This window comes from Pseudomonas sp. Eth.TT006, from assembly GCF_054456575.1.
The window spans coordinates 264,782-287,539 of the sequence record NZ_JBTJEN010000001.1; the positions used below are offsets into that span (position 1 = coordinate 264,782).

Annotated in this window: 15 protein-coding genes; all 15 read left to right on the forward strand. The window is 60.1% G+C overall.

Annotated features, from left to right (window positions below):
* The first annotated feature begins 8 nt into the window (after positions 1 to 8).
* The 15 genes from tssF to ACXR0M_RS01300 all read left to right on the forward strand — a co-directional run bounded on the left by tssF (position 9) and on the right by ACXR0M_RS01300 (position 22,750).
* Positions 9 to 1,796, forward strand: coding sequence for a type VI secretion system baseplate subunit TssF (tssF, locus tag ACXR0M_RS01230; protein ID WP_458829172.1), 1,788 nt, complete (start codon positions 9 to 11; stop codon positions 1,794 to 1,796).
* Complete coding sequence (gene tssG / locus ACXR0M_RS01235) at positions 1,760 to 2,767, forward strand: type VI secretion system baseplate subunit TssG (RefSeq protein WP_458829174.1); 1,008 nt, start codon at positions 1,760 to 1,762, stop codon at positions 2,765 to 2,767. Before tssF ends, tssG begins: the two co-directional genes overlap by 37 nt.
* Before the next feature lie 11 nt (positions 2,768 to 2,778).
* Entirely contained in the window at positions 2,779 to 5,436 is a 2,658-nt protein-coding gene (gene tssH / locus ACXR0M_RS01240; RefSeq protein WP_458829176.1) for a type VI secretion system ATPase TssH, read from the forward strand.
* 10 nt (positions 5,437 to 5,446) lie between these two features.
* Positions 5,447 to 6,967 (forward strand): sigma-54 interaction domain-containing protein, encoded by a 1,521-nt coding sequence (locus ACXR0M_RS01245; RefSeq protein ID WP_458829178.1) that lies wholly within the window; start codon positions 5,447 to 5,449, stop codon positions 6,965 to 6,967.
* A gap of 297 nt (positions 6,968 to 7,264) precedes the next feature.
* Positions 7,265 to 7,405 carry a hypothetical protein gene (locus tag ACXR0M_RS01250; protein WP_003229566.1) on the forward strand — a complete coding sequence of 47 codons (141 nt, stop codon included), beginning with the start codon at positions 7,265 to 7,267 and terminating at the stop codon, positions 7,403 to 7,405.
* 18 nt (positions 7,406 to 7,423) lie between these two features.
* A complete protein-coding gene (gene tagH, locus ACXR0M_RS01255) occupies positions 7,424 to 8,617 on the forward strand; it encodes a type VI secretion system-associated FHA domain protein TagH (protein WP_458829180.1) in 1,194 nt (397 codons plus the stop codon).
* Between the two features lie 5 nt (positions 8,618 to 8,622).
* Positions 8,623 to 9,123 carry a type VI secretion system lipoprotein TssJ gene (tssJ, locus tag ACXR0M_RS01260; RefSeq protein ID WP_458829182.1) on the forward strand — a complete coding sequence of 167 codons (501 nt, stop codon included), beginning with the start codon at positions 8,623 to 8,625 and terminating at the stop codon, positions 9,121 to 9,123.
* A 2-nt stretch (positions 9,124 to 9,125) separates the two neighbouring features.
* Positions 9,126 to 10,457 (forward strand): type VI secretion system baseplate subunit TssK, encoded by a 1,332-nt coding sequence (gene tssK / locus ACXR0M_RS01265; RefSeq protein ID WP_458829184.1) that lies wholly within the window; start codon positions 9,126 to 9,128, stop codon positions 10,455 to 10,457.
* A 5-nt stretch (positions 10,458 to 10,462) separates the two neighbouring features.
* Entirely contained in the window at positions 10,463 to 11,338 is an 876-nt protein-coding gene (gene icmH / locus ACXR0M_RS01270) for a type IVB secretion system protein IcmH/DotU (protein WP_458829186.1), read from the forward strand.
* A 12-nt stretch (positions 11,339 to 11,350) separates the two neighbouring features.
* Positions 11,351 to 14,890: a type VI secretion system membrane subunit TssM gene (gene tssM, locus ACXR0M_RS01275; RefSeq protein ID WP_458829187.1), complete on the forward strand. Its 3,540-nt coding sequence runs from the start codon at positions 11,351 to 11,353 to the stop codon at positions 14,888 to 14,890.
* A complete protein-coding gene (locus tag ACXR0M_RS01280; protein WP_458829189.1) occupies positions 14,890 to 15,618 on the forward strand; it encodes a PP2C family protein-serine/threonine phosphatase in 729 nt (242 codons plus the stop codon). The genes tssM and ACXR0M_RS01280 overlap by 1 nt, the downstream gene beginning before the upstream one ends.
* Positions 15,615 to 16,616: a serine/threonine-protein kinase gene (locus ACXR0M_RS01285; protein WP_458829191.1), complete on the forward strand. Its 1,002-nt coding sequence runs from the start codon at positions 15,615 to 15,617 to the stop codon at positions 16,614 to 16,616. The genes ACXR0M_RS01280 and ACXR0M_RS01285 overlap by 4 nt, the downstream gene beginning before the upstream one ends.
* A gap of 28 nt (positions 16,617 to 16,644) precedes the next feature.
* Entirely contained in the window at positions 16,645 to 18,693 is a 2,049-nt protein-coding gene (locus tag ACXR0M_RS01290) for a type VI secretion system Vgr family protein (protein ID WP_458829193.1), read from the forward strand.
* 11 nt (positions 18,694 to 18,704) lie between these two features.
* On the forward strand, positions 18,705 to 19,733 hold the full coding sequence (locus ACXR0M_RS01295; protein WP_458829195.1) for an SEL1-like repeat protein: 1,029 nt from the start codon (positions 18,705 to 18,707) through the stop codon (positions 19,731 to 19,733).
* Positions 19,733 to 22,750 (forward strand): pesticin C-terminus-like muramidase, encoded by a 3,018-nt coding sequence (locus tag ACXR0M_RS01300; RefSeq protein ID WP_458829197.1) that lies wholly within the window; start codon positions 19,733 to 19,735, stop codon positions 22,748 to 22,750. Before ACXR0M_RS01295 ends, ACXR0M_RS01300 begins: the two co-directional genes overlap by 1 nt.
* Positions 22,751 to 22,758 lie beyond the last annotated feature (8 nt).

Genomic DNA, 22,758 nt, shown 5'->3' on the forward strand with positions numbered 1-22,758 from the left:
AACCCAGCGTGTCCTTTAACCACTACTACCAAAGCGAACTCACCGCACTGCGCCAGCTCGGTCGCCGTTTCGCCGAGCGTAGTCCGGCGTTGGCGCCGTTTCTGGGCCAGGCCGGGCGGGATCCGGATGTGGAGCGATTGCTGGAAGGCTTTGCGTTCCTCACCGGGCGTCTGCGCCAGAAGCTCGATGACGAGTTGCCGGAGCTCAGCCATTCGCTGATGCAACTGCTGTGGCCGAACTACATGCGCCCGCTGCCGGCGTTCAGCATTTTGCAGTTCGATCCGCTCAAGCGTTCCGGCCCGGCACTGTTGGTCGAGCGTGACACGCCGATTGAGAGCAAGCCGATCGAAGACGTACGTTGCCGCTTCCGCACCTGCTACCCGACCGAGGTCCTGCCGCTGGATCTGGCGGCTCTGAACTACTCGGTGAAGGGCGACGGTTCGCTGCTCAGCCTGCGTCTGGAAATGAGCGCCGACGGCCACCTCGGTGAGCTGGAACTGAGCAAGCTGCGTCTGCACTTTGCCGGCGAGCGCTATATCAGCCAGATGCTCTACCTGAGCCTGTTGCGCAACCTCGAAGGCATCGAGCTGATCCCGCTCGATGGCGCCGGCAAGCCGATCGATGGTGTCAGCGGCAAGCCGATGGCGTTCAAGATTCCCGGTGACCGGGTCAAGCCGGTGGGCTTTGCCGAAGAAGAAGCGTTGATCCCGTATCCGCTGAACACCTTCCGTGGCTATCGCTACCTGCAGGAATACTTCGCCTTCCAGGACAAGTTCCTGTTCGTCGACGTCAGCGGCCTGGACATCCTCAACGCGCTGCCGGAAGACACGCTCAAGCAGATGCGCGGCCTGGAGTTGCGGTTCGACATTCGCAAGAGCGGCATCATGCGCATGCGCCCGACCCTGGATAACGTGAAGCTGTTCTGCACGCCGATTGCCAACCTGTTCGCCCACGATGCGCTGCCGATCCGTCTCGACGGCAAGCAGGACGAATATCTGCTGCTGCCGGCCGAATACGATCTGGAAAACTGCGGCGTGTTCTCGGTGGAAACCGTGACCGGCTGGAAGCCCGGCGGCCTCGGTTATCAAGAGTACGTGCCGTTCGAATCGTTTGAGCACGACCCGAGTTTCGACGTACCCAACAGCCGCCCGCATTACAGCATCCGCCAGCGTTCCTCGCTGCTGCACGACGGCCTCGACACTTACCTGAGCTTCGGCATCCGCCACACCGAAGCCCACGAAACCCTGTCGATCGAGCTGATGTGCACCAACCAGAACCTGCCGCGCAAGCTCAAGCTCGGCGACATCTGCATGGCCTGCGAAGAGACCCCGGAGTTCCTGAGTTTCCGCAACATCACCCCGGCCACCTCGAGTTTTGCGCCACCGCTGAACCGTGACTTCCTGTGGAAGCTGATCAGCAACATGTCGCTCAACTACCTGTCGCTGGCCGACGTCAATGCGTTGAAGGTGATTCTCGAAACCTACGACCTGCCGCGCTACTACGACCAGCACGCGGAGAAGGTCAGCAAACGCCTGCTCGGCGGCCTCAAGCACATCAAGCATCACCACGTCGACCGACTGCACCGTGGCTTGCCGGTGCGCGGTCTGCGCACCGAACTGACCATCGACCCGGAAGGGTATATCGGCGAGGGCGACCTGTTCGTTTTCGCCTCGGTTCTCAACGAGTTTTTCGCGCTTTACGCCAGTCTCAATTCGTACCACGAGCTGCGAGTAAAAAGCACACAGGGAGAGGTGTACCAATGGACACCACGTATGGGCCTGCAGCCCCTGCTTTAAGCGGGCTGACCAAGGCGATACGCGAGTACTCGCTGTTTCAGGCCGTGCTGCTGGTGATCGACCGGCTGCGCGAAGCACACCCGTACCTGAGCGAAGACGATCTGTACGATCAGGTCGAGTTTCAGGCCAACCCGAGCCTGGGCTTTCCGCGCAGCGACGTCGATCGCGTGGAGTTTTTCGAAGAGCACGGGCAGATGCGCGCGCGCATGCGTTTCAACCTGATCGGCCTGGTCGGTTCCGGTTCGCCGCTGCCGGCGTTCTACGGCGAGCAGGCGCTGGGTGACAGCGAGGACGGCAACCCGACGCGCAACTTCCTCGACCTGTTCCATCACCGCCTGCAACGGCTGATGCTGCCGATCTGGCGCAAGTACCGCTATCGCGCGAGCTTCCAGAGTGGCGCGGTCGATCCGTTCTCGTCGCAGCTGTTTGCGCTGATCGGGCTGGGCGGCGACGAGATCCGCAAGGCCAAGGAGCTGAACTGGAAACGCCTGCTGCCGTACCTCGGCCTGCTCAGCTTGCGCGCGCACTCGGCGGCGTTGATCGAGGCCGTGCTGCGTTACTACTTCAAGCACGAAGACCTGGTGATCGAGCAATGTATCGAGCGCCGCGTGGAGATCCTCGACGAGCAGCGCAACCGCCTCGGTCGCGCCAACAGCCTGCTCGGCGAAGACTTGGTCCTCGGTGAACGAGTACGCGACCGCAGCGGCAAATTCCGCATTCACATCACCGAACTCGACTGGGCGCGATTCCACGAATTCCTGCCGATCGGTTTCGGTTATCAGCCGCTGTGTGCGCTGGTGCGGTTCACCTTGCGTGACCCGCTTGATTACGACATTCGCCTGGTGCTGCGCCCGGAAGAAATCCGCGAGCTGCGCATTGGCGAGAAGAACGACTGTCGCCTGGGGTGGACCAGTTGGCTGGGCTGCGAGAAAGCAGACGGCGTAGTGACCCTGGGCAGCAAAATTCATTAAGGACGTGAGCCATGATCAACGTAGACCTGCAACAACTCATCCAGGCGCTGGACGCCGAAACCCGTCGAGACCTCGAGCGTTCGGCCGAACGTTGCGTGGCCCGTGGCGGCAGCAAGATCCTCGTCGAAGACCTGTTGCTGGGTCTGCTCGAGCGTCCGAACGGCTTGCTGTCGCGCGCGCTGCAGGATGCCGACGTTGACGCCAGCGAACTGAGCGCCGCGCTGCAAACCCGGGTTGAACACAGCGCTTCGCGCAACCCGGTGTTCGCCCCGGAACTGGTGCAGTGGCTGCAGGACGCGCTGCTGGTGGCCAACCTCGAACTGGGCCAGACCCAGGTCGAAGACGCCGCGCTGATCCTCGCCCTGCTGCGCAACCCGATGCGCTACGCCGGCAGCCGTTATCAGCCGCTGCTCGCCAAATTGAATATCGAGCGCCTGAAAGAATTCGCTCTGTCGCAACAGGAGCAACCGGCCGCCAATGGCAAACCAGCCGCGCAGGGCGAATCGCTGTTGCAGCGCTTCACCCACAACCTGACCCAACAGGCCCGCGACGGCAAACTCGACCCGGTGCTGTGCCGCGATGGCGCGATCCGCCAGATGGTCGACATCCTCGCGCGTCGTCGCAAGAACAACCCGATCGTGGTCGGTGAAGCCGGTGTCGGTAAAACTGCCATCGTCGAAGGCCTGGCCTCGCGCATCGCAGCCGGTGAAGTGCCGCAAGTGCTCAAAGGCGTGGAACTGCTGTCGCTGGACATGGGCCTGCTGCAGGCCGGCGCCAGCGTCAAAGGTGAATTCGAACGTCGTTTGAAAGGCGTGATCGACGAAGTCAAAGCTTCGCCAAAACCGATCATTCTGTTCATCGACGAAGCCCACACCCTGATCGGCGCGGGCGGCAATGCCGGCGGTTCCGATGCAGCCAACCTGCTCAAGCCAGCATTGGCCCGTGGCGAACTGCGTACCATCGCCGCCACCACCTGGGCCGAGTACAAGAAATACTTCGAGAAAGACCCGGCGCTGGCCCGGCGTTTCCAGCCGGTGCAACTGCACGAACCGACCGTCAGCGAAGCGGTGACCATTCTGCGTGGCCTGGCGCAGGTCTACGAGAAGAGCCACGGCATCTACCTGCGCGATGACGCGGTGGTGTCCGCCGCCGAGCTGTCCGCGCGTTATCTGGCCGGTCGCCAACTGCCGGACAAAGCCGTCGACGTCCTCGACACGGCCTGCGCCCGCGTGCGCATCAGTCTGGCTGCCGCCCCGGAGAGCCTGGAGCGCCTGCGCGGCGAACTGGCCGAAGGTGGCCGTCAGCGTCAGGCCCTGCGCCGCGATGCCGAGGCCGGTCTGCTGATCGACCACGAAGCACTGGACGCACTGGAAGCGCGACTGGACGAAGCCGAAAGCGAAATGGTTGCGCTGGAAGCCCTGTGGACTGAACAGAAGCAACTCGCCGAGCGCCTGCTGGAACTGCGTCAGCAACTGGCCAAGGCCCGCGAAGCCGCTGCCGTTGAACCCACTGTCAGCGTTGAAGAAGACGCCGAAGGCACCGTAATCGAAACCCACGTGGCCGAGGTCGAGGAAGGCCGGAGCGTCGAAGCGCTGGAAGCCGAACTCCACGAAACCCACAGCGCCTTGACTGCCGCGCAGACCAAGGAACGTCTGGTCAGCTTCGAAGTGTGCCCGCGTCTGGTGGCTGAAGTGATCAGCGCCTGGACCGGTGTGCCACTGGCGCAACTGGCTCGTGAGCACAACGCCAAGGTCGCGAGTTTCGCCAGCGACCTGCGCACGCGCATCCGTGGTCAGGAACAAGCCGTGCACGCTCTGGATCGCTCGATGCGCGCCACGGCTGCCGGTCTGAACAAGCCGGATGCTCCAGTCGGGGTGTTCCTGCTGGTCGGTCCGAGCGGCGTCGGCAAGACCGAAACCGCGCTGGCCCTGGCTGACCTGCTGTACGGCGGCGACCGTTTCATCACCACCATCAACATGTCCGAATTCCAGGAGAAGCACACCGTCTCGCGTCTGATCGGTGCGCCGCCGGGCTACGTCGGTTACGGCGAGGGCGGCATGCTCACTGAAGCGGTGCGCCAGAAGCCGTACTCGGTAGTCCTGCTTGATGAGGTCGAGAAGGCTGACCCGGACGTGCTCAACCTGTTCTACCAGATCTTCGACAAGGGCGTGGCCAACGACGGCGAAGGTCGCGAGATCGACTTCCGCAATACCTTGATCCTGATGACCTCGAACCTTGGCAGCGACAAGATCAGCGACCTTTGCGAAGACGGCGCGCGGCCGACTGCCGAAGTGCTCGAAGAAACCATTCGCCCGGTGCTGAGCAAACACTTCAAACCGGCGCTGCTGGCGCGGATGAAAGTGGTGCCGTACTACCCGGTCGGCGGCCCAGTGCTGCGCGAACTGATCGAGATCAAACTCGGCCGTCTCGGCGAGCGCCTCAACCGTCGTCAACTGGATTTCAGCTGGTGCCAGAACCTTGTCGATCACCTCGCCGAGCGTTGCACGCAGAGCGAAAGCGGCGCGCGCCTGATCGACCATCTGCTCGATCAGCACGTGCTGCCATTGGTGGCCGACCGCTTGCTCGATGCGATGGCCAGCGGTGAAACCCTCAAGCGTGTGCATGCCACGCTCGATGGCAACGCCAGCGTGATGTGCGAGTTCGCCTGAGGTGGGTGTGATGTTCACTCAAGTGCCGCAGCCACTGGTCTACGCCGAAGCGTTGCTGGCGCAGTTCGCCAGTCTGTCGCGCGCGGCGGACGGTGCTGCGCTGCTGGGTGACTTCGTGCGTGGCCTGGCCGAGCTGAGCGGTTGCGAACTGACGCAGCTGTATCTACTCGACGCCACCCACACCTGCCTGGGAATGAACGCCGAGTACCTCGACGGCGCCCTGCAACCGCGTGAAGCGGCGAGCCTGCCGGCGGATTACAACGGTGAGCAATTGCTGCAGTTTGCCCTGTGCCAGAACCGCGTGGTGTGCCTCGACGACTTGAGCGGCAGCCTGCACGAAACCAGTTTCCTGCCGGCCGCTTCGACGCCTTGGCAATCGCTGCTGTGCGTGCCGCTGGTCAATCAGCACCAAGCGGTCGAAGGCCTGTTGCTGTGCGCCAGTCGTCGTCGCGTCGACCTGCATGGCTTTGCCGATTCGCTCGGTCAGCTCGGCTCGTTCGTGCTCGGCCAACTGCACTTGCTGCAGCGTCTGCGCCAGCCGCTGGCGGAATCGGCTACGGCCACGCGCAGCGTGCCGAGCATCAGCGGCTATGGCCTGATCGGCAAAAGCGCGGCGATGCGCAAGACCCACTCGCTGATCAGCAAAGTCCTGCACAGCCCGTACACCGTGCTGTTGCGTGGCGAAACCGGCACCGGCAAGGAGGTCGTGGCCCGGGCGATTCACGATTGCGGTCCGCGTCGCTCGCAGGCGTTTATCGTGCAGAACTGCGCGGCGGTCCCGGAAAACCTGCTGGAAAGCGAGCTGTTCGGCTATCGCAAAGGTGCGTTCACTGGCGCCGACCGCGACCGTGCGGGGCTGTTCGATGCGGCCAACGGTGGCACGCTGTTGCTCGACGAGATCGGCGACATGCCGCTGTCGTTGCAGGCGAAGATCCTGCGTGTGCTGCAGGAAGGCGAGATTCGTCCGCTGGGTTCCAACGACACGCACAAGATCGACGTGCGCATCATCGCCGCGACCCACCGCGATCTGTCGACGCTGGTCAGCGAAGGCAAATTCCGCGAAGACCTGTATTACCGCCTCGCGCAGTTTCCGATCGAGCTGCCGGCGCTGCGTCAGCGCGAAGGCGACATCCTCGAACTGGCCGAGCATTTCGCCGAGAAGACTTGCGCCTATTTGCAGCGCGATCCGGTGCGCTGGTCGAGCGCGGCGCTGGAGCATCTGTCCGGCTACAACTTCCCCGGCAACGTGCGTGAACTCAAGGCACTGGTCGAACGCGCGGTGCTGTTGTGCGAAGGCGGCGAGTTGCTGGCCGAGCATTTCTCGCTGCGCATGGAGCCGATCCCCGAAGACCACAGCGGCCTGAATCTGCGCGAACGCCTGGAAAAGGTCGAGCGCACCTTGTTGCTCGATTGCCTGCGCAAGAACGACGGCAACCAGACCCTCGCCGCCCGCGAACTGGGCCTGCCGCGGCGCACGCTGCTGTACCGCCTCGGGCGGTTGAACATCAACCTGGGTGACTTCGATGGTTGATCTGAAGAAGCATCCGGAATTGGAGCTTTCCCCTGTGGCGAGGGGATTCATCCCCGATCGGCTGCGCAGCAGTCGCAGTCCGGTAGCCGCGGTTTTCCTGAAAGAACCGAAACACAGGTTTTGGGGGCGCTGCGCACCCCATCGGGGACAAGTCCCCTCACCACAGGGTACGCGTATACCTCGGTGGTCTGGCTCAAGGCCGCGACCCAGAGCCCTCGCGCCCACCGCAAAAACTTATTTCAGCGCCGCCCGCAAGGGTCGGCGCTTTGTGCTTTGTCTACCCCTGGAGACCCTCTGATGTCTGTTCGTCACTGGCACGCTGTCCTGCTGACCCTCGTCGTTCTATGCGGCCTTGGCGGCTGTAGCGGCAATTACAAATTCAACGACAACGACTATCGCCCGTTGGGTGATCCGCAAGCGGTCAATCGCGGCAAGTGACCGCAAGGAGCATCAAACATGGAACTGGTTTTCGAAATGCTGAACACCAAGCAGTTCGTGCCCACCGAGTTGTGCCAGAAGACCTTCAAACAGGCTGGCGGCGTGATCGGGCGGGGCGAGGACTGCGACTGGATCATTCCTGACCGCAAGCGTCATCTGTCCAATCACCACGCGATTGTCAGCTACCGCGAAGGCACGTTTTTCCTCACCGACACCAGCAGCAACGGTGTCCAGGACGGCGGCAGCGGCGCACGCCTGCACAAGGGCGAACCGGTGCGCATCGAACACGGCAGCACCTACGTGCTCGGCGACTTCGAAATTCGCGCGCGCCTGGTGCGCGACCCGGCGACCTTCGACGGTGAGGTCGGCCGTCCGCGTGCCGCCGGCAGCATCATTCCGGACGACGCGTTCCTCGACCTCGACCCGTTGAACGCGATCGAACAGCAAGAGCGCGTCTATTCGGAAATCGACGAGCTGCTGGCGCCGACCGCCAAGCCCGAGGATTCGCGGCAGCGTGCCGATTACGCGCGCATCGACATGGAAAGCCTGCTGGTGCCGGAACTGGTGGCTCCGGTTGAACCCGAGCCAGCTCCGGCGCCAAAAGCCGTCGAGCGTCAGAGCGAAGGTTTCTGGGAGCAGTTCGGCGCGGCGCTGGGGGTGAACGTCAAAGGCCTCGATCACGACGCCCGCGAAGCGTTGGCGCTGAACGCCGCGCGCCTGCTGCGCCAGAGCGTCGGCGGTCTGCAGCAGAGCCTGCGCACCCGCTCCGAGCTGAAAAACGAGCTGCGTCTGGCCCAGACCACCGTGCAAGGCACCAACAAGAACCCGCTGAAATTCGCCGTCGATCCGAGCGAAGCACTGGAGATTCTGTTGCAGCCGCACAAGCCCGGGCACCTGCCGGCCGATCAGGCGATCTCCCGTGCGTTCCGCGATCTGCAGGCGCATCAGGTGGCGCTGCTGACCGCTAGCCGCGCCGCCGTTCGCGGCACGCTGGAGCACTTCTCGCCAGAGCAACTGACCCTGCGTTTCGAGCGCGACAACAAGCCGTTGATCGCCACCTCGGGCGGGCGCTGGAGAGCGTTCGGCCGTTACCACCAGGCCCTGCGGCAGGACGATGACTGGAGCGAGCGTCTGCTGGCCCGCGACTTCGCCCAGGCCTACGAAGAACAGATCCGCCTGATCTCCACCCTCCACACCGACCACCAAGGATGATGCGCATGTCTCGCCGCTCGACCGCTTTTTTCAAGACGCTGACTGCGCTCACCCTGCTGGCGCTGCTCGCCGGTTGCTCGTCGCTGTCGCCGTACTCGAAAGTGACCAAGATCAACCTGAAGCTGACCGGCAGCGATCAGCTCAACCCGGACCTCAACGGACGTCCGTCGCCGATCGTCGTGCGCCTGTTCGAACTCAAGCACCCGGTGACCTTCGAGAACGCTGATTTCTTCAGCCTCTACGAGCGCGCCAAGGAATCCCTCAACCCGGATCTGGTGGCCAGCGAAGAACTCGAACTGCGCCCGGGTGAAACCGTGGAAATGAAGCTCAGCGTGGAGGAGGGCAGCCGCTACGTCGGCGTGCTCGCCGCGTATCGCGATCTGCCGGAAACCAAGTGGCGCTACACCGTGCAGGTCACGCCGCTGGAGCTGACCGAGGCCGATCTGACCCTGGATCAGGGCGGTATTCGCAACACCCATGAAGCGCTCGCCAAGGCGGATGACTGAACATGAATACCCATAAAGTCATTTGGCAGGAAGGCATGTTGCTGCGCCCGCAGCACTTCCAGCACAACGATCGCTATTACGATCACCAGATGAAAACCCGCACCCAGTTGCTGGGTGGCTACACCTGGGGTTTCCTCAATCTGGAGATCGACCTGCAGTTCCTCAACATGGGCAAACTGGTGATCAGTGCCGCGTCGGGGATTCTGCCGGACGGCAGCCTGTTCGAACTCGGCGGCAACACCGAGCCGCTGGCGCTGGACGTACCGCCGAACACCGGCAACACGCCGATCTATCTGGCGTTGCCGCTGGTCACCGGTAACCACATCGAGGCGCGCCGCCCGGAGCAGTCCGACGTGCTCGCGCGTTACACCGCGTATGACGCCGAAGTCGCCGACTCCAACGCCGGCGACGACTCCGCCAGCCAGGTCACCTGTGGCCGCCCGGATTTCAAACTGCTGCTCGGCGAGCAACAGAGCGATCAGGCCTACGTGAAGCTGAAGATCTGCGACGTGCTCGACACCACGCCGGACGGCGTGATCAGCCTCGATCCGGATTTCGTGCCGACCTACATTCAGGCCCACGCCTCGAGCTACCTGCTGTCGTGCCTGAAAGAAGTCATCAGCATGCTCAACCACCGGGGCGACACGATTGCCGAGCGGATTCGCTCCAACGGCAAGGTCGGCGGTGCGGAAGTCGGCGACTTCATGATGCTGCAGCTGATCAACCGCACTGAACTGCTGCTGCGCCATTACCTGGGCCTGGAGCAGGTACACCCGGAAGAGTTGTACCGCACGCTGCTGACCATGCTCGGCGATCTGGCGACCTTCTCCAGCGACAGCAAACGCCCGCGTCTGGACAGCCGCTATTCCCACGCCGACCAGGGTGCAAGCTTCCGCAAACTGATGGAAGCGATTCGTCAGGTGCTGTCGATGGTGCTGGAACAGCACGCCATCGAGCTGATCCTGCAGGCACGTCAGTACGGCATCATCGTGTCGCCGTTGCACGACCATAAACTGCTGGGCTCGGCATCGTTCGTGCTCGCGGCCAGCGCCAACTGCGACTCCGAAGAACTGCGTCACCGCTTGCCGGCGCACCTCAAGGTCGGCCCGGTGGAGCGCATCCGCCAACTGGTCAACCTGCACTTGCCGGGGATCAAGGTCAAACCGTTGCCGGTGGCCCCGCGGCAGATCGCGTTCCACTCGAACAAAACCTACTTCATCCTCGAACTCAGTTCCGAAGACCTGGCGCAACTCGAGCGCTCCGGCGGCTTCGCGTTCCACGTGTCCGGCGAATTCGCCGAGCTTGAACTGAAATTCTGGGCCATCAGGAACTGACCGACATGATCAAGGATACGGATTACAACCAGGACGACAAAACCGTCCTGCTCGATCGTCAGGGCCACGGACCGGCAGCGAGTCCGCTGACCGACTTCGCCGCGCCGCCGCGCTTCGAGCAACTGGAAGAACGGATGATCTACGCCGCGCGCCTGCGTCCGGCGGAGGCCTTCAACATCAGCCTCAACTCGCTGGTGGCGGCGTCGTCCGAACTGCTTTCGGAAGTGGTGCGCCTCAAGCACAGCGAAACCCGCGAAGACCTCTACGCGCTCAACGAGCGCCTGACCGCCGGGCTCAAACTGTTTGAAGTGCGCGCGCTGCACAACGGCGCCGAAAGCAGCCAGGTGATGGCCGCGCGTTACGTGCTCTGCACCGTGGTCGACGAAGCCGTGGTGACCACGCCGTGGGGCAACGAAAGCGAGTGGTCGCAGATGAGCCTGCTCAGCAGCTTCCACAACGAGACGTTCGGTGGCGAGAAGTTCTTCCAGCTGCTCGATCGCCTGTCGAAAAACCCGGTCAAGCACTTGCCGATGCTCGAGCTGATGTACCTGTGCCTGTCCCTCGGTTTCGAGGGCAAGTACCGCGTGCAGGCACGTGGCATGCTCGAACTCGAAGGCATCCGCGACGCCCTGTACCGGCAGATCCGTCAGTTGCGCGGCGACGTGCCGCGTGAGCTGTCGCCGCACTGGGAAGGCCTCAACGATCAGCGCCGCAATTTGGTGCGCATCGTGCCGGCGTGGATGGTGGTGCTGTTCACCCTGGTCTGCCTGGTGGTGATGTATTCGGGCTTCGCCTGGGTCCTGGGCGAGCAGCGCGACACCGTTCTGCAACCATATCAGCCGCTTGATCCGGCCGCGGTCCAACCGCAGTCGCAGCCGTAACAGGGACGTGTGATGAAAAAGTTCTTCAAGAAAGTCGGCGCCTTCCTGCGCCAGACCTGGGTCTGGACTCTGCTGCTGGTGCTGTTCGTGGCACTGCTGGTGTGGTTCGTCGGTCCGTTGTTGGCGGTGGATGACTACAAGTTCTGGGAAAGCGCGACCTCGCGTCTGCTGACCATCAGCGTGCTCTTCCTGATCTGGGGCCTGACCATGGTCTTCGTCAGCTGGCGCGCGGGTGTGCGCAAGAAAGCCATGGAGGAAACCGAAGACGGTCAGGATCGCATCCGTCGTGACGAGATGATCGAAGACGAGCAGAAAGAGTTGAAGGCGCGTTTCAAGGACGCGCTGAAAACCTTGAAGACCTCGAGCCTGTATCGCGGCCGCAGCGAGCGCTGGCGCAACGACTTGCCGTGGTACCTGCTGATCGGTCCGCAGGCTTCCGGCAAGACCAGCCTGCTGGACTTCTCCGGGCTGGAGTTCCCGATCAACAAGATCGACCGCAAGCTGACCCGCGACACCCTCGGCACCCGGCATTGCGACTGGTACTTCGCCGACCACGGTGTGCTGATCGACACCGCCGGGCGTTACACCACCCAGCCGGATGCGGAAGTTGACGGCAGCGCCTGGACCACCTTGCTCGAGTTGCTGCGCAAGCGTCGTCGCGGGCGTCCGTTGAACGGCGTGCTGGTGACCATTCCGGTGGAGTCGCTGATCGGTGGCAGCGAGCAGGACATCGACACCCTGGCTCGTCAGGTGCGCGGTCGTCTGCAAGACGTCTATCAGAAACTGCACGTCGATGTGCCGGTGTATCTGGTGCTGAGCAAAGCCGACAAGCTGCTCGGTTTCGACGAGTTCTTCGATCAACTGACCCGCGAAGAAAGCGATCAGGTGCTGGGCACCAGTTTCCGCAAGGATCAGGTCGGCACCGACGTTGCGGTCCTGCGCGGCGAGTTCGAAGAGCTGCTGCGTCGCCTGAACAATCAGGTGATCATGCGCATGCACTCCGAGCGCGATACCCAGCGCCGTGGCCGCATCCTCGACTTCCCGCATCAACTGGGGCAGATCGGCGAGCGCCTGTGCCTGTTCGTCGACATGGCGTTCACCGGCAACCGCTACCAGCGCGCCTCGCTGCTGCGTGGTTTCTACCTGACCAGCGCACCGCACCTGACTCAGGAAATGGATCCGGCCACCGCCGGCATCGGCGCCAGCCTCGGCATGAGTGCCGGTGTGCTGCCGACCCTGCGCAGCGGCCGTTCGCGCTTCATCCATCACCTGTTCAGCCGGGTGATCTTCCCGGAATCGGATCTGGCCGGCCTCGACAAGCGCGAGCGCAGCCGCATCCATTGGGGCCAGCGCGCGCTGTACGTTGGCGCACTGGCAGCCCTGGCGCTGTTCGGCGTGCTCTGGGCCGGCGGTTTCTCAGCCAACTACGAGCGTCTGGAAAACCTGCGCACCCTGGCGCAGAACTGGGGGCAGCAGCGCTCGGCGCTGACCCCGCGTGATGACGCGATGGGCGTGCTGAAAACCCTCGACACCAGCTATGCCGCGACTCAGGTGTTCCCGAAAAAAGGCGACGTCTCGTATCACGAGCGCGGCGGCCTGTACCAAGGCGAAGACGTCAATCCGGTGGTCAAGCAAGCCTACGAGCACGAGCTCGAAGCGCAACTGCTGCCACGGGTGGCGACCATGCTTGAAGGGCAGATCCGCGCCAACATGAAGGACCGCGACAAGCTGCTCAACAGCCTGCGTGCGTACCTGATGCTGAACATGAAGGACCGTCGCGACGCGGCGTGGCTCAAGGACTGGGTCGCCACCGACTGGTCGCAGCGCTACACCGGCAACACCGCGGTGCAGAACGGTCTGAACACCCACCTCGAACGCTTGCTGAAGCAGCCGTTCATCTACCCGCTGAACGATCAGTTGGTAACGCAGGCGCGTCAGGTGCTGCGTGCCGAATCGCTGGCCACCGTGGTCTACCGCATGCTCCGCGAGCAGGCGCGCAACCTGCCGGAATACCGTTTCAGCCAACACCTCGGCCCGCAGGCCTCGCTGTTCATCGGCACCGAATACGTGATCCCGGGGTTCTACACCCAGCAGGGTTATCAGCAGTATTTCTCGGTGCAGGGTTCGGCGCTGGTTACCGACATCCTGCGTGACAACTGGGTGCTGGGCGAAGGCGCGGGCATCAGCGACATGGACTTGCGTCGTCTGATGGTCGAGCTGGAGCAACTGTACTTCCGCGACTACGCCAACTACTGGAGCGAAGCCGTTGGCCAGGTGGCCCTGCCACCGATCGCCGACGCCGGTGAAGGCGCCGAGCAACTGGCGGGCCTGACGTCGGCCAACTCGCCGGTGCTGGCATTGCTCACGGAAGTGCGCGAGAACACGCGCTTCCCGGCGGCTGCCGATCCGGTGGATGAAGCCGGTGAGGCTGCCGATGCACTGGCCGGGCAGAAGGGCAAACTGGGCAAGGTCGGCAAACTGGCTTCGGCGGTGGCGGACAAGGCCTCGGCGATGGCCGTGGCGAAAAGCCTGCCGGACACCGCGAAGAAGTCCTTGCAACGGCGCTTCGAGCCGCTGCATCGCTTGCTCGATGACAACAACGGCCCGGCCGCTGACCTGACCCCGGCACTGAGCGCGCTCAACGACCTGCAACTGCAACTGTCCGGTCTGGCCCGTTCCAGCACGCCGGAACAAGCCGCGTTCGAAATGGCGAAAACCCGCATGAGCGGCCAGCGTGATGCGCTGACCAACCTGCGCACCGCCTCGGCCCGTCTGCCGCGTCCGCTGAGCGTGTGGTTCAACGTGCTGGCCGAAGACTCGTGGCGCCTGGTGCTGAACGATGCCTACCAATACCTGAACGGCCGTTATCAGAACGAGCTGTACAGCGTGTATGGCAAAACCATCAGCAAGCGTTATCCGTTCAGCGCCACCAGCACCAGTGATGTGGCGATCAGCGACTTCCGCGAGTTCTTCCGCGCTCAAGGCACCATCGACCGCTTCTTCGACAGCTACATGCGGCCGTTTGTCAGCGGTGATCCGGGCAACTACCGCATGCGCAGCGTCGACGGTCACAGCCTGCCGGTATCGAAGATGTACCTGGACCAGATGGCCGCCGCGCTGACCATTCGCCAGAGCTTCTTCTCGATCAACCCGGCCGAGCCGACCGTGCAGTTCAAACTGGAGCCGTACACCCTCGATCCGGCGGTCAGCCGTTCCGAGTTCAAGTTCGGCGACAAGACCATGGAATACCGCCACGGTCCGATCCTGCCGATGACGTTCAAGTGGCCGACCGATGCTGAAGACGGGCGCACCAGTCTGGTGATGGACAAGATGGCCGGACGCCCGATCGGCATCGAGAAGAACTCCGGCCCATGGTCGCTGTTCCGTCTGTTCGACCTGATGCAGACCGAGTACCTGACCGGTCGCGACGTGCTGGTGCTGAAAGCCGATGTGGGTGGCCTGCGCGCCAACTACCTGCTGACCAGCCAGCGCACGCCGAACCCGTTCGACATGGGCGTGCTGCGTACCTTCCGTATGCCGGTGCAGCTCTGATGCTGGTGGCCAGTCCCTGGCGCAGCGCGGCGCGTACCGACCCGGGCAAGGTACGGGCGCGCAACGAAGATGCCTTCCTCGACAATCCGCAGCAGGGGCTGTGGGTGGTCGCGGACGGCATGGGCGGTCATCAGGGCGGCGACATCGCCAGCCAGATGATCGTCGCCAGCCTGGCTGAACTGCCGCAGCACGAGGACTTCGACGAACGCCTCAAAGCCATCCGCCAGTGCCTGCACTGGCTGAACCGGCGTCTGGGGCAGGAGTTGACGGTCACCGCCGGACGTCACGACAGCATCATGGGCAGCACCGTCGTGGCGCTGCTGGTGGAAGGCAATCGCGCGGCCTGCATCTGGGCCGGCGACAGCCGTTGCTACATGTGGCGCGGGCAGCGGCTGTATCAGCTGTCCAAGGATCATTCGCTGCAGCAGCAACTGATCGACGAGCAACAGATGAGCGTCGAACAGGCTGCCGCGCATCCGGCCGCTCAGGCCTTGACCCGAGCGGTGGGCGCAGCCGAACAGCTGACCCTGGATGTCCTCGAACTCGAGGTCTATCCGGGCGATGCGTTCTTGTTATGCAGCGACGGTTTGTATCAGGGCCTGAGCAGCGATGCCCTCGGCAACGCCCTCAGCCTGAGTGCGCCGCACGTGGCCCTGGAACGTCTGTTCGACGGCGCCCTGCGTGGCGCCGCCCGGGACAACCTGACTGCCGTGGTGATCCGCCAATGAGCAATATCGAATCGCCAATCGATGACGTGCTGATGAGCGAAGAGCAGGCCAATAACCTGACCTACTTCGCCTTCGCCAAGGCCAACCAGGCAGAACCGTTGCTGGCGCCAAGCAAGGCCAGCATCGGTGCACTGCCGGACATACTCGCCGGTCGCTACCACCTCGAGCGTCTGCTCGGGGCCGGTGGCATGGGCGCCGTCTACCGGGCGCGGGACCTGCTGCACGAGCAGTTCGGCGATCCCGATCCGTACATCGCGCTGAAAATCCTCAGCGAAGAATTTGCCGAGTCGCCGGACGCCAGTGCCTTGCTCTACAGCGAGTTCGCCCTGACCCGACGCCTGCGCCACGACAACGTCGTGCGCGCCCACACCTTTGAAGTCGACACCGCCTGCCAGCGGGCCTTCATCACCATGGAATACATGCGTGGCCTGACCCTGGACAAATTGCTCTGCGAGCGGCCCCTCGGCCTGCCGTGGAAAGAAACCCGCGACATCGCGTTGCCGCTGCTCGAGACGCTGGCCTATGCCCACCGTCGCGGCGTGCTGCACGGTGACATGAAACCGAGCAACGTCATGCTCAGCGAAGACGGCCTGCGCCTGTTCGACTTCGGCCTCGGCCAGGCCGACGAAAGCGTAATGCCCGGTCTGCCGCACCTGAGCCGCGAGCGTTTCAACGCCTGGACCCCGGGCTACGCCGCTCCCGAACTGCTTGAGGGCCAACCGTTGTCGGCCAGCGCGGACGTGTACGGCGTAGCCTGCGTGATTTATGAACTGGCGAGCGGCAAACACCCGTTCCGCCGCTTGCCCTCGACCCAGGCCCGCGACGAGCATCTGGAACGCGAGCTGCGAGCCCCGACCAATTTGCCGAAACACGCCTGGCCAGCGCTGCGCACCGCGCTGAGCTTCAATCCGGCACAACGCAGCATCACTGCCGATCAATTGCGTGACGCCATGGGCGCCACTTCGTCCTGGCTGCAACGGTTGCGACTTCGGGCGTAACGGACGACATTCGAACAGGGAGCACTTTATGTTCAACCCAGCTAACGAAACCCACTTCAGCCTCAAGGTCGAAGACTACGTGGGCGACCTGCAAGTGCTGTCGTTCACCGGCACTGAAGGCATCAGCCAGCCGTATCGCTTCGACCTCGAACTGGTCAGTGAAAATCCCGATCTGGACCTGGAAAAACTCCTGCACAAGCAGGCGTTTCTCGCGTTCGATCCGCAGGGCTCGGGCATTCACGGGCAGATCTACCGCGTTGCCCAGGGTGATGCCGGCAAACGCCTGACCCGCTACAAAGTGTCGCTGGTGCCGCAGTTGCAATACCTGCATCACCGCACCAACCAGCGCATCTACCAGCAGATGTCGGCGCCGAAAATCATCGCGCTGATCCTCGACGAACACGGGATCAAGGGCAACGCCTACCGATTCCAGCTGAGCCAGCCGTGCCCGGATCGCGACTACTGCGTGCAGTACGACGAAACCGACCTGCATTTTGTCCAGCGCCTGTGCGAGGAGGAGGGCATTCACTACCACTTCCAGCACAGCGACAAGGGCCACCTGCTGGTATTCGGCGACGACCAGACCGTGTTCCCCGACCTCGGCCAGCCGACGGCCTACATCCAGGGCAGCGGCATGGTGGCCGAAGAGCCGGTGATCAAAGGCTTCAAGCTGCGCCTGGAAACCCGCACCAGCCGCACCACGCGCCGCGACTACGACTTCGAAAAACCGCGCCTGCAAATGGAAGCGGCGTACAAGCCTGATGGCGCTCTCGATAGCAAAGACGCCGAACCGGATCTCGAAGACTACGACTACCCCGGCCGCTTCATCGACCGCGCGCGCGGCAAGTTCCTCAGCCAGCGCGCCCTCGAACGCCACCGCGCCGACTACCGCCAAGCCGAGGGCCGCAGCGACCAGACCAAACTGGTCAGCGGCCACTTCATGGCCATGTCCGACCACCCGCGCAGCGAGTGGAACGATCTGTGGCTGCTCACCGAAATCTTCCACGAAGGCAAGCAGCCGCAAGTCCTCGAAGAAGGCGTGACCAGCGACACCACCGACAACAAGGACGACTTCCACCAGGGCTACCGCAACACCTTCCTCGCCACCCCGTGGGACGTGTTCTACCGCCCGGCCCTCGAACACCCGAAACCGCGCGTGCTCGGCAGCCAGACCGCCCTGGTCACCGGCCCCAAAGGCGAAGAAATCCACTGCGACCAATACGGCCGCATCAAAGTGCAATTCCACTGGGACCGCGAAGGCCTGGCCGACGACAAAACCAGCTGCTGGCTGCGCGTCTCCAGCTCCTGGGCCGGCGACCGCTACGGTGCGATCAGCATCCCGCGCATCGGCATGGAAGTCCTCGTCACCTTCCTCGAAGGCGACCCCGACCAACCCCTCGTTACCGGCTGCCTGTACCACAAGGAAAACCCGGTGCCGTACGCCCTGCCGGCCAACAAGACCCGCAGCGTGTTCAAAACCCTCAGCTCGCCGGGCGGCGGTGGCTACAACGAACTGCGCATCGAAGACAAGAAAGGTGCGGAGCAGATCTACATCCACGCCCAACGCGACTGGGACGAAAACGTTGAGCACGACCAGAAGATTCGGGTCGGTAATGAACGTCACGATACGGTGGTGAAGAACACCTACACCGAGCTGAAGGCTGAAGAACACCGCACCACCATCAGCGATCGCAAGATTGAAGCGAAGCTCGATGATCACCTGACGATTGGGCAGAACCAGCATGTGAAGTTGGGGACTGCGCAACTGACCAGCGTGGGGAAAGAGATTCACCTCAAGGCTGGGGACAAGATTGTTATCGAGGCGGGGACGGAGCTGACCATTCTTGGCGGTGGGAGCTTCATCAAGCTCGATGGCGGTGGGGTGACGGTGGTTGGGCCGGTGATCAAGATCAATGCGGGTGGCTCGGCTGGGTCGGGCACTGGGATCGGGATCAAACCGCCAGAGCTGCCGGGGGCGGCGGATAAGGATAAGGCGGGGAGTTTGATGGATCAGGCGTTGGCGAATTCGCCGCCTGAGAAGGTTAAGCCGAAGGCTTTTTTTGTGTTTTCTGAGTGATGAGTTTCGTGATGATAACCAACAAGTACGTAAGGCAGATGAAGTGGTTTTCCATTGCACTGCTGACCTTGGGGATGAATTCGAGTGCCTTTGCCTCTTCGTCCAGCACTGCCCAATGCCCAAGCAGCAATTTTGGTGATTTCGTCAAAGCTTTTTCATCTAAGCCAGAGATACAGAAAGCCTTTATTGCCTCGCCTGTGAAATATGTTCACGTAACCGCTGATGGGAAAATACCGAAGGTCGTCGAGCGGAGCTTAGGCGTTATTGCCGCCGATGAGTTGAAGGTATTGCTTCCGGTAAATGCTGCCGAATCTGATCTCACTATTGAAATCAAAGAGCCTAACAGAGTAGTCGTCCGTGATGAGGCGGGCCATTTTTTGAAGATTTTCGTCTTCAACCATACTGGTTGCTGGGCTCTGGATCGAGTAGAGGATTGGTCAATCGATGCGGTCATGGAAGAGATCACTCAGACTGAGAAACTAACGCCCGGTGAGATAGAGCTCAAAAAAGGCGTCATTTTTGACAGACTGGTCAATAAAGCGTCTCCCGAATCAGGAATCTCTTTATACGCCGCGGTATTGGATAGCTATTTAGATGGTGCCCGGAAGGGTTCGGCGCAAGCAGCTTTTGCTGCTGCGGGAATCAGCCTTTCTGGGCAGGCGCCACGCTTGGAGAATTCCAGAATCCTGGCGTTATTGATTCAAGCTTCAGAACAAGTGCCGGATGCTGGCTTGACTCTCGCAGATTTTTATTGCGATGAAGGTGAATACGACGAAAATCACGGCTGTATTAACCCCAAAGAATCAATAGCGTCATTGGAGCGTTCCGCCCGTCTAGGTTCGACTAATGCACTGATTCGATTAGGTGAAATGTACGAAGCGGGAGCCCTCGTAGCGGCTGACTTGCCTCGCGCGATGGCGTGTTACCGGAATATTCAGAAAACCGATCCTAAGACGGCTACCGTTTTGGTTGAGCGCTTGGCAGCCCGAGGCGTCGTCAGCAATAACTCTATTCAATGTTTTGAAGCAGGAAGCTTTTGATGAGCACTGGACTACTTGAGCAAAGGCAGCAATATCGCACTGGTTATGAGTATGGCCCTTTCAAGGGCGAGACTGACCATGATAACGATGGCAAGAAGGAAATTGACTGCTCCGGGCTACTGTATCGAATGCTTAAGGATGCGGGATATACGATCCCTTACCTCACAACATCAGGGTTAAATACCGACACTACTTATTTTGACGTGATCCCGCTCGCGGAAGTACAGCCTGGCGATATTGCGCTGTGGATAAACTTTCATGGACACACAGGGGTTATCGAAGACATCTTCGGGTCGCCTGTTCGAGATAGGGGGAATTTCTTCGGTTCACAGTCTTCAAACGGACCGAAATCTGCCAAATATGGGGCGGGTAGTGGTTACTGGCCAATGCCTGAAAAGTTTTTACGCCCGAAGCCCCAATTCAGAGGCGCACAACCTGCACCCGCGCCTGCTCCTTCGCCGGCTCCTGCACCGGCAGGCCCAGCTCCGCTGATGAGCTTCCAATATCCATTCAGAAAAGCTGACGGTAAGCAGTTCTCTGATGCGGATGAGATTTACAAGGCTCTCGAAAATGAGAGTGCCGGGCATTATTTGCTGGGCAGTAACAAGTTCTGGCACGGTGGCATTCACATCAGCAATGCCAGCGCTCCCCAGTGCATCTTGAATGAACCGATTCGTTGCATGGCCGATGGCGAGGTGGTGGCCTACCGCCTCAACGAGGATTATCTAAAGTCGACGTTTGGTACAGGAGAAACGGCGAAAAACCTGGATTATTCTAGTTCCTTCTGTTTGGTGCGACATGAATACAAATCGGCGCCAAACCCAGAAGAGGGACCTAATAAAGGAAAGCAGAACGGTCTGATTTTTTATAGCCTATATATGCATCTTTTGCCTTATAAGCACTATCCGTTAGCGGAGAATGAAAAGCCGAACCCGATAGTGACGATGACTGTAAAAGATTTCAAGGCGTATGATGATTTTCCTGTGTCGAATAACTTTCCATATCCAGGAAAATTGGCGAAGCACACCAAGCTTGAAATTTTGGAAAAAAGATCAGTTGAGGATGTTACTTATGCTAAGGGGAAAATCCTTTCCGGTAGCGTAAAACATGGGTCAACTAAAGTCCGCGACGTAGGGCAAGAAGTTTGGTTTGCATATTTAAAGAATGATGAGCCATATCAAAACTCCAGCCACAAGGCTATTTGGGTTGCAGATGCGATACCCGAGCGTGCTAGGCCAAAATATTGGCAAGGCAAGGTAAAGGCTAAAACTACCCAGCGTTTAGCCATGTACGGCGCGCCAACGAACCTTGCTAACGGACAACCTGCAGGTGCACGCATCGAAAATAATCGAGAGATTACAGTAGGTAGTGTCATTGAGTTCGATAGCAAAGATGTACTGAATTTGGTGGTTGGTAACAAGCTGCGGCGTATGGCGCCCTGCGTTCCAGTAGTTGCCAGCATCTGGAACGATAATGGAGCTGTCCCAAGTAATTTTTGGGCGATCATCGAAAGTGAGAAAGATAGTCAGTACACGCAATGGGAATCACTCACTCCTACAAATTTTGATGTTGTGACGACCAGTGTCGGAATCAAGGCTGGTGACCCTATTGGCTATTTGGGTAAAACTGAAAATCTAGTAAATGAAAACGGCCTGGCCGAGAGTAAATTTCAAGTTCATGTCGAGATATTTACAACTCAGGTTGAGGTGAAAGAATTTCTAGATAATGTAGCTGCATTAAAAGTCGGGCGTCAGTATTTGCATCTGCCGAAAGGTGCTCAACTTAAGAAAAAAATGCCTGCTACTGGAACAAGTGAACCTTTAAAAGAAGAACACGCTATTGACCTAGGTAAGGTGCCGGTTGTCAAGGAAGGCAATGAGGATTGGTATGAGCTATCCGTAAATGATGAAGATCAGCCGGTCTCTGGATTGGTCAAAAAATCTGATGCAAAAGTTATCACTCCACACGATTGGACGAAAATGGGTTTTCAGCTTGTAGAGGAAAGCAACTCAGCCTCCGACGGTTTCCTCGATCCTGATGATATGCCCCAGTTTTTTAAAGACCTCTTGAAGAAAATAGACAAAAACCATGACGGAAAGGTTGAGCCATCTGAACTCGCTGATGCATTGAAAAGTCCGGAGACAAGGCAGCACTGGTCAAAATTAGTGGCACACCATCCTACGGAGTGGAAGGATGATACAAAATCAGAGAAATGGAAGAGATTAGACACTTTTCTCGAAGGTTCTGAAAAATTACTAAAACATGAAAAAGAAAGGATAGATTCATACGTTTTTTGGGATAAGTTGGCTGATAAGACCCCGGCAGGAACGGGGTTGATTTATCATTTTCACCCTATAGGTTTCGTTTCAAACTTCCTCGCGATGGAGGATGATAATGATCTGAAGTGGCTAAAGGTTGAGAAGGGACAACTTACTTTTGATGTGGAAGGAAATGACATAGAGGATTCGTCGAATTCTTTACACATGTATTTTAGTAGAAAAGCACATTGGCCAGGCGGAGCATCCGGAATTACGATTGGGAGAGGATATGACCTTGGACAAAAATCGGATCCAATGAGCGATCTCACTGCCGTAGGTGTTCCAGAACCATTATTGAGTTGGTTGGTTGGAGCAAAGGGTCTAAGCGGTAATGCCGCAAGAGATTATCTTAATAATGCTAGCCCTGAAATTCGGAAGACATTCATTACGCGAAAGCAACAATATAAGCTGTTTGTTTCTGTCTATGAAATAATGAAAAATAAAGTTGTGACGATTTCTCAACAACCTTTCAATGTCGGTCACTATGGCACGCTGAATTGGGATGCTGTTGATGTTAAGATCCAAGACATGATTGTTGACTTGATTTACCGTGGCGATTATAAGCCGACGACGAGAGAAATTGTTCAGCGGCCGTTTGTTGAAAATAATAAAGCAGAATTGAAGACTGTTATGTCTCTCGAAAGCAATTGGCCAGGAGTGCCTGCTGCCCGATTCGCTGCACGTAAAAACTATTTATGAGGTGGAAA

What these genes read in the sequence shown, in the direction of transcription:
- tssG (WP_458829174.1), top strand. Translation starts at nt 1,760, where the DNA reads ATGGACACCACGTATGGGCCTGCAGCCCCTGCTTTAAGCGGGCTGACC.
- ACXR0M_RS01295 (WP_458829195.1), top strand. Translation starts at nt 18,705, where the DNA reads ATGATAACCAACAAGTACGTAAGGCAGATGAAGTGGTTTTCCATTGCA.
- ACXR0M_RS01290 (WP_458829193.1), top strand. Translation starts at nt 16,645, where the DNA reads ATGTTCAACCCAGCTAACGAAACCCACTTCAGCCTCAAGGTCGAAGAC.
- ACXR0M_RS01250 (WP_003229566.1), top strand. Translation starts at nt 7,265, where the DNA reads ATGTCTGTTCGTCACTGGCACGCTGTCCTGCTGACCCTCGTCGTTCTA.
- ACXR0M_RS01245 (WP_458829178.1), top strand. Translation starts at nt 5,447, where the DNA reads ATGTTCACTCAAGTGCCGCAGCCACTGGTCTACGCCGAAGCGTTGCTG.
- tssH (WP_458829176.1), top strand. Translation starts at nt 2,779, where the DNA reads ATGATCAACGTAGACCTGCAACAACTCATCCAGGCGCTGGACGCCGAA.
- icmH (WP_458829186.1), top strand. Translation starts at nt 10,463, where the DNA reads ATGATCAAGGATACGGATTACAACCAGGACGACAAAACCGTCCTGCTC.
- ACXR0M_RS01300 (WP_458829197.1), top strand. Translation starts at nt 19,733, where the DNA reads ATGAGCACTGGACTACTTGAGCAAAGGCAGCAATATCGCACTGGTTAT.
- ACXR0M_RS01280 (WP_458829189.1), top strand. Translation starts at nt 14,890, where the DNA reads ATGCTGGTGGCCAGTCCCTGGCGCAGCGCGGCGCGTACCGACCCGGGC.
- tssK (WP_458829184.1), top strand. Translation starts at nt 9,126, where the DNA reads ATGAATACCCATAAAGTCATTTGGCAGGAAGGCATGTTGCTGCGCCCG.
- ACXR0M_RS01285 (WP_458829191.1), top strand. Translation starts at nt 15,615, where the DNA reads ATGAGCAATATCGAATCGCCAATCGATGACGTGCTGATGAGCGAAGAG.
- tagH (WP_458829180.1), top strand. Translation starts at nt 7,424, where the DNA reads ATGGAACTGGTTTTCGAAATGCTGAACACCAAGCAGTTCGTGCCCACC.
- tssJ (WP_458829182.1), top strand. Translation starts at nt 8,623, where the DNA reads ATGTCTCGCCGCTCGACCGCTTTTTTCAAGACGCTGACTGCGCTCACC.
- tssM (WP_458829187.1), top strand. Translation starts at nt 11,351, where the DNA reads ATGAAAAAGTTCTTCAAGAAAGTCGGCGCCTTCCTGCGCCAGACCTGG.